Source organism: Occallatibacter sp. (genome assembly GCF_049802275.1).
Classification (GTDB): domain Bacteria; phylum Acidobacteriota; class Terriglobia; order Terriglobales; family Acidobacteriaceae; genus Telmatobacter.
The window spans coordinates 1-8,252 of record NZ_JBARMD010000398.1; the positions used below are offsets into that span (position 1 = coordinate 1).

Sequence of the window (8,252 nt, forward strand, 5' to 3'; positions counted from 1 at the left end):
CATTTCCACGCGGCTTGAGCGGGTTTCAATTTGTGCTCGACAGCCTGATGCTCTTCGGCATGAGCGAAGAGGATGCTTTTCACCTGACGGGGGAGGCGCTTGAGCGTGTTCAGCTCGACGGCGAAGCATCGCATCGCAAGATTGCGGGATACAGCAAGGGCATGCGGCAGAAGATCAGGCTGGCCCAGGCGATTGCGCATCATCCGCGGGTGCTGGTGCTGGATGAGCCGCTGAACGGACTGGATCCGATGGCGCGCGCGGAATCCCTGGCGCTGTTTCAGGAACTGGGGCGGCAGGGAATGCATGTGGTGATATCGAGCCACATTCTCGACGAGGTCGATCGCATTTCCGATCGCGTGGTGCTGATCACAGGCGGGTATCTGATCGCGCAGGGAAACATCCACGATGTGCGGAAGGAAGTACGCGATAAGCCGATGCAGGTGCTGATTCGCTGCGACAGTCCTGAACTGCTGGCTTCGAAAATGTTTGCGGTGAATCATTGCGTTGAGGCGCGGTTGCATGCGGACGGGCGCGGGGTATTTTTGCGCACGGGAGACATCGACCAGTTTTACCGGCTGTTGAACGAAATAGCAGTCGAGGGGCTGGTGAAGATTGATGCAGTGGCGCCGGCCGACGACAATGCGAATGCCATCTACCAGTATCTGATCGGTTCGGACGGGAGCCCATCATGACGCAGCAGAGTTTCAGTCACGCGATTACGATACTGCGGCAGCAGCCGTGGTCTCTATGGTGGATACAGGCACGGCGACTGACGCGCATTGAGATCCGGCGCAACCTGTTTACGCGGCGGGCATGGTGGATTTATTTTCTTGCGTTCATTCCGACGGTCATTCTTTTGATTCACCTGCTTATTGATTCGCATTCCGGATCGGGCATGAGCGATGACAGCGCGATACTAGCGGGCGTGGTGCAACTCTATTACGTACGGCTGGGCATCTTCTTTGGGTGCCTGGGGATTTTTTCGCGTCTGATTCGCGGTGAGATGATCGAGCGGAGCCTGCACTATTACCTGCTGTCACCGGTACGTCGTGAAGTGATCCTGCTGTCGAAGTTTTTTGCGGGAGCTGTGAGCGCGGTAGTGCTGTTCGGCTCTGCCATGATCGCGGATTTTGTGCTGATGTATGGGGGGTATGGTGCGGGGGGCTGGGACTTCATGCTGCATGGTCCCGGGCTCGGGCAGATTGAGTCATACCTGCTGATCGTTGTGCTCGCCTGCCTGGGATACGGTGCGATTTTTCTGCTGCTGAGTTTGATGTTTCGCAATCCCATGCCGGGCGCGATGCTGCTGCTGGGGTGGGAGGCGATCAATCCGGTAATGCCGTCGCTGCTGCAGAAATTCAGTGTGGCCTCGTATCTTCGTCACCTGATGCCGGTGAGCGTTCCCGCGGAGGGCATCTTTGCGCTGCTCACGGTAGAAACCGAGCCCGTGTCGGCATGGGTGGCGGTGCTGGGACTGCTGGCGCTAATCGCGGTCGTGCTTACGTATACGTGCTATCGGATGCGGCGGCTGGAGATTCGCTACACGACCGACTAGTACCCATGACCATGAAGGTCATTTCTAGAATCCCAAGTCTCAAAATCGAGACCCGGGGCACCCAGCTAAACATCCGAGTGAAATGCCGGAAGACGAGATCGAGCGATGGAGGCGGCCAGAGCTTTCACGCCGCGCAAGTCGATCTATCCGGTACCAAGGGTGGGGAGGGCATCGACGCGGAAGAACGCGCCGGAGCGGTTTCCAGAGGGAAGCGCGGCTTGCAGGGAAAAGCAGTGAACCGCCCGGGAGGGGCGGTTCGGTGATTGCTCGCTGCTGCTGACGGGTTTAGAACGGTATGTCGTCGTCGGAAATTTCGGCGGACTGGCTGTATTCGTCGTGGCCGGCGGCGGGGCGCTGGTCGGCGGTAGCCGCCGGGCCGGATTGACGGCTGTATCCACCGGAACTCGTACCACCGTCTTCACGGCCAGAGAGAAGGGAAAGATCGTTCACGATGATTTCGGTGCGATACTTCTTCACGCCCGTTTCTTTGTCGTCCCAACTGCGTGTCTGGATCTTTCCCTCGACATAGAGCTTTGATCCCTTCTTGACGTAATCGCGCACTATCTCGGCGAGTCGTGTGAAGGCGACCATGTTGTGCCACTCAGTGCGGTCCTGCCAGTTGCCCTGTGCGTCTTTCTGGCGGTCGCTGGTTGCGAGTGTAAAGTTCGCCACCATGGTGCCGCCGCCCGTGGCACGGATCTCGGGGTCTTTGCCAACATTGCCCAAAAGAATGACTTTATTTACCGACTTTGCCATATACTTGTTCCCCCTGTCTCCTGCCAATTTCTCGTGTCACGTGCCGAAACTTGGTGTCAAGTACGGCCAAAATCTCGTGTCCAGCCAAAATCTCGTGTCAGCAACCTTTAAATCTAAGCGACTCTAGGAGATTGTGGCCAACTGGTCAGGAAACAGCTTTTCCTTTCGTCAGATCTCTTTGACCAAAGTATATGTGAGCGGACAGAAAGTGATCAAAGATATGGGGCCCGATGCAGTTTGCCGGTCGTCACCGCACTGTTGTTATCCGGCGGTCTGAGTATTAACTGCAAAAAGGGACCACCCTTCGGGCTGTCGAGGCAGAACGGCCGACCGGCCATTTTATGGGTGGAAAAACTTCTCCAATAGTAGCGGCAAGTTCCTCGTCGGGAGACAATTCGGAGGGATCTTCTTGTTATTCATTAGCGATCCATACCCGCAGGAGATGGCAATAACGGTTGGCCGGTCATAGTTCTGCAACGCCGGAAACGCACTTTGGCCGACGGATTCGGGGAGCGCCGTCGAGTACCAGACGCGGCGCCCGCTCGGAGTTTGTTTCGCCGCAAGCGATATGAACGTTTCTACCGGGGAGATGCTGCAGGTTGTGATGTAACCCCGGAGGATCACACCACGACATGCAAACCTAGTCGCCCTTGTCCCTCTGGAGGATGGTTGCTAACCTGCAGCGTTGCTGTCGATCTTGTTGGCAGCAACGCATCCGGATTCTGTGGCCGATCAGAGCATGGCAACAGGGATCTGGGCCGCGACATGATCCCGAGCGCCAAAAGTTCTGGGGCACTTGTGGGACCGTTTCCTACGAGCCCACGGGCAGCAGCCGCGCCACGGTCAGCCGGCTTTGAATTGATCCGAAGATCGCCGGAAGGGCCAGCTTAGTCCCCGGGCAGCTTGAGGAAGTGTCGGCATAAAAGTCAGACGGCACGGTAGCCATTTGCTGGAGTTCAGAGCAGGCAGTAATAGCTGGGCTATCCGTCGAACAGGTTCCGCTCGTTCCTGCGTTGTAGGCGACTGTGAACACTGTTGTATCCGGGACGTTATTTGAAACCCAGTTTGCCGCCGTAATCGACTGGTGACACTCATCCTTCGCGGAGGGGTAGAGGCCGGTAGATGTGAGATTTACAGACGGGTCGAATTGGGACGACTTTGAGGTTGCGTCGCCGTCGCTCATGATGATCATTGCATTCTTCGAATTCGGAACTGCCAGTGCCTGGGCAGCCAGCGACGAGCCTGCCGCATAGATCGCACTGGCGAGATACGTCCCTTCGCCACCTTTAGCCTGCATACCTTTACAGCCCGTCGCCGCGCCTGCGACGATCGCCAGGAGGGAATTGTTGTTGTATGTACCGTTGGCGCCAACTGTCTGGTTATTTGAACTCCAATCGCTGCCGTAACCGTTGGTGCCGTAACCGCTGGTGCCGCCGATCGTAACCTGGTAGGTCGGTGTTGAGCTGGTCGACACTGGATTCGTCCAGGTGCCACCGACGGCGGGCGCGGTGTACGGCACCGGGGTCGGAGCACTGCCATTGCACGTCGTATCCTGACTGGCCTTGTTCGCCGGAATATTCGGATACGTGAAGATGCTCACTCCGTCAAACCCTGTGCAGTTCGTGCCTGTGCTGGTAGATGTGCACGGCTGCAAGGCTTTGAGCAATGTCTGCACGCCCAGCAAAGCGCATTGCATCTTGGTCGGCGACGATCCATAGCCCGTGCAGCCGCCAGGATCAGGGCTGGTCATGGACGCCGTCGTGTCGAGAACAATCGCAATGTTGTACTTCTGCGCTGCAGCGCCCGCCATCAGCGCGCTGGAAGCGGCCTTCAGAGTGATACTAGGAATGCCGATGATTCCTCCAAAAAATGTAGGCACAGTTACAGTCTGGGCTACAGTGACCGCATTCGCGGTGCCACCTGCTGCCACGCAAGGCACACCGGCGTTTGAACCCATGCTCGAGCAATAGACCTTGGGATAGCCGGTCTGCATTGCCGCCTTCGGAAGAAACGAATTACTCGCATTGTATTTTCCAGGCACCGAACTGAAGAGAGTCGCCTGGTTAATAATAGCGGTGGATGTCTGGGTAGTGTCTGACATGAGCTGAACCCCAGCCATCGCCGCAGAATCACACGAGGCCTGCAGCATGTGATAAGCGATAATCCCACGTCCGACGTCTACAACAATCGCTGTGAAGCCGCCAAACAAGATCAAGAGCAGGGCGAACCAGGGAAGAACCTGCCCTTCCTGGCGCTCTATGATGCGGGTCAATTTCGTGCACAAGCTCATTGAATTCGTTCCTCGAGTCTGCCGGTTTCCGGCAACTGTCACTGAATGATTTCCGTGGTTGAAGCTACCAGGCTCAGAGCGTGATTGCTCCAAAACACGACGAACGGAGTAAATGGGCGGCTTAATTGCACTGTCACGATCCCGCCTCCGCTACCCATATTCCCGGATCCGCCGGTGGCGCAGCTGGTACCTGCCCCAAACCCTGCTGCCCCGTTGTTGGATGTATAGGTCGCCGCGGTGCCCGTTAGTGAGGGCTGAATCGTGATCGAGTACGAGATTTGGGAAGCAGGTATACCTACCGCGGCAGCCTGGATCTGAACGGCGGCCATGGCGCAGGGGTTCGTCGTCGTACCGTTCGAGAAGTTCCCCTGGTTGATGGCCACATAGCGCGCGCCTATATCAGCCGCATGCGACAAAACCAGGTAGTTGTTCAGCGCGATCCCGAACGATGCCATGCCGGTGATCAGTGTCAGCATGATCGGCACAACCAACGCCATCTCGACCAGGGCACCGCCTTCGCTGTCAGAATTCAACAGGCCCTTAAGCCGGCGAGATACGCGCGGGTTCCCTGACAAGATTCTCCTCAATAAATCGTGCATATTCGAACCTGCTCCTTGAAGTAAGAGAGTCGTTCTTCGAGGGATCCGACTTTCCATTTCGTCGCTTAACAATTGCGTGAAAGTCCCAAACTGCTCCAGCGCCCGTATCGGAATCTTCCTGGGGGAAAAGGGGCCCTATGCTTCCTGCTCTTCCAATGTCAGGCAGTTTGTTATATGAGGAGGAAGGTACGTCGTTTCTTTACATGTCGGAGAGAATAGTTGAACCAGAGAGGTCAAGAGAGATAACCAAAGTAATGTGCATCCTCACTGGCGCAACATACTCAGCCATGGATCACATTCTAATCGAGCCCGTTCCTGCATCTTTGAACGTCACTAAAAAATGAGCTTCACCGCGAACTGCATAACACGCAGGCCGCCGGCGGAAGTGATGGAACCAAAGGAGCCAGAATTGCGGCTACCATTCGGATTACTATAGTGCGGGGTGTTGAGCAGGGTGAAGCTTTCCGCACGGAACTGCAGATTCAGCCTCTCCACAATCGAGAAATTCTTCATGAGCGAGAGGTTGACGTTGGTATAGCCTGGACCGCGAACCAGATTCCGCCCCGCGTTGCCGGGAATCGGGTCGCTGTTGCTCTGTCCCGGCACGTTGATGAACGCCACGGTATGGAACCATTCCGTGATGTTGCGCTTTTGGCGCGGCAACGTGGGATTCTGGCCGGGCACCACGTTCGGTCGCAGCCCAGTAACAGAGCGCAACGGGTCGTTGATGACCCATTGCGAAGATATGATCGAGAACCACCCCACACGCGCCGAAACAGCACCACAGTTTCCTTACAGCCCTTGAAGACAATTCTTCGAATCATCTTGAGTCGACGTTTGCGGAGCGCGCGTTTTCGTGAGCGAGTGGCAGTCTCATGGCCGCCAACTGGTAGGCTGGTGCGCTCGCGAACGCAGCGGCAGCGAAAAACCAGATGTACCAGGTCAATGCAATCAACCGCTCGGAAAGCAGACCCTCACCCACGACCCAGATGGAAGCATCCCCAGCCAGTGTCGTCACGATCGCAATTACATACATACCCCAGCATTGCGAAACCAGGCCCAGTCCCACACGAATCACAGACCGGCGAATCATGACTGCCTGAATGAGAAGAAGGGACAAAACCGGATCGCTCAGCCAGAGTATTGCTTTGGTGAGAGGCGGTGGTTCAAAGTTCGGGCCGACGTATCCCACAATGTTTGCGACTTCCACCAGGGTGGAGGCCACGATCAAACAGATGAACAACAGGTCTGTAAGCGACAAGCCGCCGAGTACGCCGAATTTCTCCTGAATCGTCAAAACGCGGATCAAAGCAACCAATAAAAAAAACATCGCGAGTGGTCCGCCTATCACCTCGCCCGCCTGCGCAAGCCCCGCCGGTAACAGAACCGCCAGGACCGAAGATCCGCCTGGGAGTGAGACGCCGCGCCAATGATCGAGGGATATTAAAGCGTTCCCAACAAATCGCGAGAGCGATGACAATGCAATAAATGTCCACGCCATCCGCATTGGCTCATCGGCTTCAAAGCCGGCCCGGCATTCAAGTGCAAGGTAGAACTCGGCAGACGCTGTCAGCAGGAAGAATAGCGTGCCGAGAATCAAAAAGTACCAGGTCAGAAAGCGATAGCTGCCGGTGATTAGAAAATGGAGATAGGCAGCCATTCCGATTGCATAATGGATGGCGCATACTCTCCAGATCCATCGAACGAAACGCGGCATCCGGCGAGCCTACAAGTCGCTCAACACACGCCGTGAAAGCTCAACCATTGCCCGGCGCCCCAGGAAGGCGGTCAGCAACGGTGTAGACGTTGCAAGGGAAACGTCCTCAACGCGACTCGACAGAACGGCAGAAGCTTGACGACCGATGCAACGATCCAACCATGAGAGTAGCCGCTCTCGCACCAGATTTTGCTCCTGGTTGATTGCGCAGGTGCCCGAGGAACCGAACCAAAGGCCGCTCCATGAAAGCATTTTTCTGGAGAGCTCATCAGCACCGCGATCTTCGCTGGACTGCACAGCTAAGTTGGACGATGGCGTAGAGTTCTCGTCGATTGTCGATGATGTTCTCCGCCCCTTCACTACCGCCCCCCTCTTGGCCGAAGCGCGAGACGCATTTTCTGGCTAACTCGATGCAGAAGAGCTCCCACGGTTCCCGGTCGAATCGACATTGCGTCCGCAATTTCAATATAGTCTAAACCCTCGGTTCGCAATTGAAGGCATTCGAATTCACGTGGGGCTAAGAGGCTTTTGAAGGTTTGTTCCCACTCAAGATTCCCGGTTTGCGGCGATACCTGGGCTGTTGCGAGCTCTTCTTCATCGAGAGAAACGCAAGCTCTTACCGCCGAGGACCGCACCGTCTCGCAGATGTAATTGTGGGCCACCCGATGCAACCATGCCGAAGGGTTTCGGATGGTATCGCCTTGCATGCGTGCCAGGAAGAAGCGCAGGAATGTCTCCTGGACAGCGTCCTGAGCCAAGCCGGTATCGGATGTTAATCGGCGCGTGTAGGCGGCAAGTGAGCCAGAAAGCGCTCCATACACTTCAAGCGTCTCCTGCCTCAGCACTTCGGTGCCGGCCTGTTCTTCTGATTCCATCTGTGCTGGTCAGAGACTATACCACCCTAAATCCCCCGTCTATTCCTCTTTCGTGCCAGTAAGGCGCGACGGACGGTTGGATTGAGGTTGATCGCAACTTGATGGTCCGTGTCTGCGATGTGACCGACATCCAAGGCCACCGCCAAACTGTAATAGTTGCCTCATTTGAAATGGCCCCGGGGGATGAATGCCCGCGGCCGGCCCGATTATATCCAGCCCTCTTCCGGTGATTTTATCCGGATCAGGTGCTAACGTTCGTTCTCTTCGTGCACCAAAGCGCGCTTCAAGAACATGTTCAGAGTCTCTTGGTCGGCCAGGTCTCCCTGCTGAGGAACAGTCTTCTTAGTATCTTTGCTACTCAAAGGCGCGAATTCAAAACCGACGCCGTCTGGTCCCCAGCGAATGACCTTGGCGTAAACGGCAATTGAATCCTGAAGTCTTTCGTTACTGGCACTGGTTC

Annotated in this window: 9 protein-coding genes; 2 read left to right on the forward strand and 7 right to left on the reverse strand. The window is 56.1% G+C overall.

Annotated elements, in window-relative coordinates; genetic code table 11:
* Positions 1-692: ATP-binding cassette domain-containing protein (locus WA354_RS13930; RefSeq protein WP_472813620.1), on the forward strand; the 692-nt coding region annotated here is incomplete at its 5' end.
* The gene (locus WA354_RS13935; protein WP_472813621.1) at positions 689-1,555 is read left to right on the forward strand and encodes an ABC transporter permease; all 867 of its coding nucleotides are present in this window, start codon (positions 689-691) and stop codon (positions 1,553-1,555) included. The genes WA354_RS13930 and WA354_RS13935, both read left to right, overlap by 4 nt.
* Positions 1,556-1,840: 285 nt before the next feature.
* Here WA354_RS13935 and WA354_RS13940 read toward each other — a convergent pair whose 3' ends face one another.
* The 7 genes from WA354_RS13940 to WA354_RS13970 all read right to left on the reverse strand — a co-directional run.
* The gene (locus tag WA354_RS13940; RefSeq protein WP_472813622.1) at positions 1,841-2,311 is read right to left on the reverse strand and encodes a single-stranded DNA-binding protein; all 471 of its coding nucleotides are present in this window, start codon (positions 2,309-2,311) and stop codon (positions 1,841-1,843) included.
* Positions 2,312-3,122: 811 nt separating this feature from the next.
* Positions 3,123-4,601: a pilus assembly protein TadG-related protein gene (locus WA354_RS13945; RefSeq protein ID WP_472813623.1), complete on the reverse strand. Its 1,479-nt coding sequence runs from the start codon at positions 4,599-4,601 to the stop codon at positions 3,123-3,125.
* 38 nt (positions 4,602-4,639) lie between these two features.
* Positions 4,640-5,134 (reverse strand): TadE family protein, encoded by a 495-nt coding sequence (locus tag WA354_RS13950; protein ID WP_472813624.1) that lies wholly within the window; start codon positions 5,132-5,134, stop codon positions 4,640-4,642.
* 399 nt (positions 5,135-5,533) lie between these two features.
* The gene (locus WA354_RS13955; RefSeq protein WP_472813625.1) at positions 5,534-5,965 is read right to left on the reverse strand and encodes an outer membrane beta-barrel protein; all 432 of its coding nucleotides are present in this window, start codon (positions 5,963-5,965) and stop codon (positions 5,534-5,536) included.
* 55 nt (positions 5,966-6,020) lie between these two features.
* The gene (locus tag WA354_RS13960; RefSeq protein WP_472813626.1) at positions 6,021-6,860 is read right to left on the reverse strand and encodes a hypothetical protein; all 840 of its coding nucleotides are present in this window, start codon (positions 6,858-6,860) and stop codon (positions 6,021-6,023) included.
* A 416-nt stretch (positions 6,861-7,276) separates the two neighbouring features.
* The gene (locus WA354_RS13965) at positions 7,277-7,792 is read right to left on the reverse strand and encodes an RNA polymerase sigma factor (protein WP_472813627.1); all 516 of its coding nucleotides are present in this window, start codon (positions 7,790-7,792) and stop codon (positions 7,277-7,279) included.
* Positions 7,793-8,040: 248 nt separating this feature from the next.
* The coding region (locus tag WA354_RS13970; protein ID WP_472813628.1) for a hypothetical protein at positions 8,041-8,252 on the reverse strand (212 nt) is incomplete at its 5' end.

What these genes read in the sequence shown, in the direction of transcription:
- WA354_RS13935 (WP_472813621.1), top strand. Translation starts at nt 689, where the DNA reads ATGACGCAGCAGAGTTTCAGTCACGCGATTACGATACTGCGGCAGCAG.
- WA354_RS13940 (WP_472813622.1), bottom strand. Translation starts at nt 2,311, where the DNA reads ATGGCAAAGTCGGTAAATAAAGTCATTCTTTTGGGCAATGTTGGCAAA.
- WA354_RS13945 (WP_472813623.1), bottom strand. Translation starts at nt 4,601, where the DNA reads ATGAGCTTGTGCACGAAATTGACCCGCATCATAGAGCGCCAGGAAGGG.
- WA354_RS13960 (WP_472813626.1), bottom strand. Translation starts at nt 6,860, where the DNA reads ATGGCTGCCTATCTCCATTTTCTAATCACCGGCAGCTATCGCTTTCTG.
- WA354_RS13965 (WP_472813627.1), bottom strand. Translation starts at nt 7,792, where the DNA reads ATGGAATCAGAAGAACAGGCCGGCACCGAAGTGCTGAGGCAGGAGACG.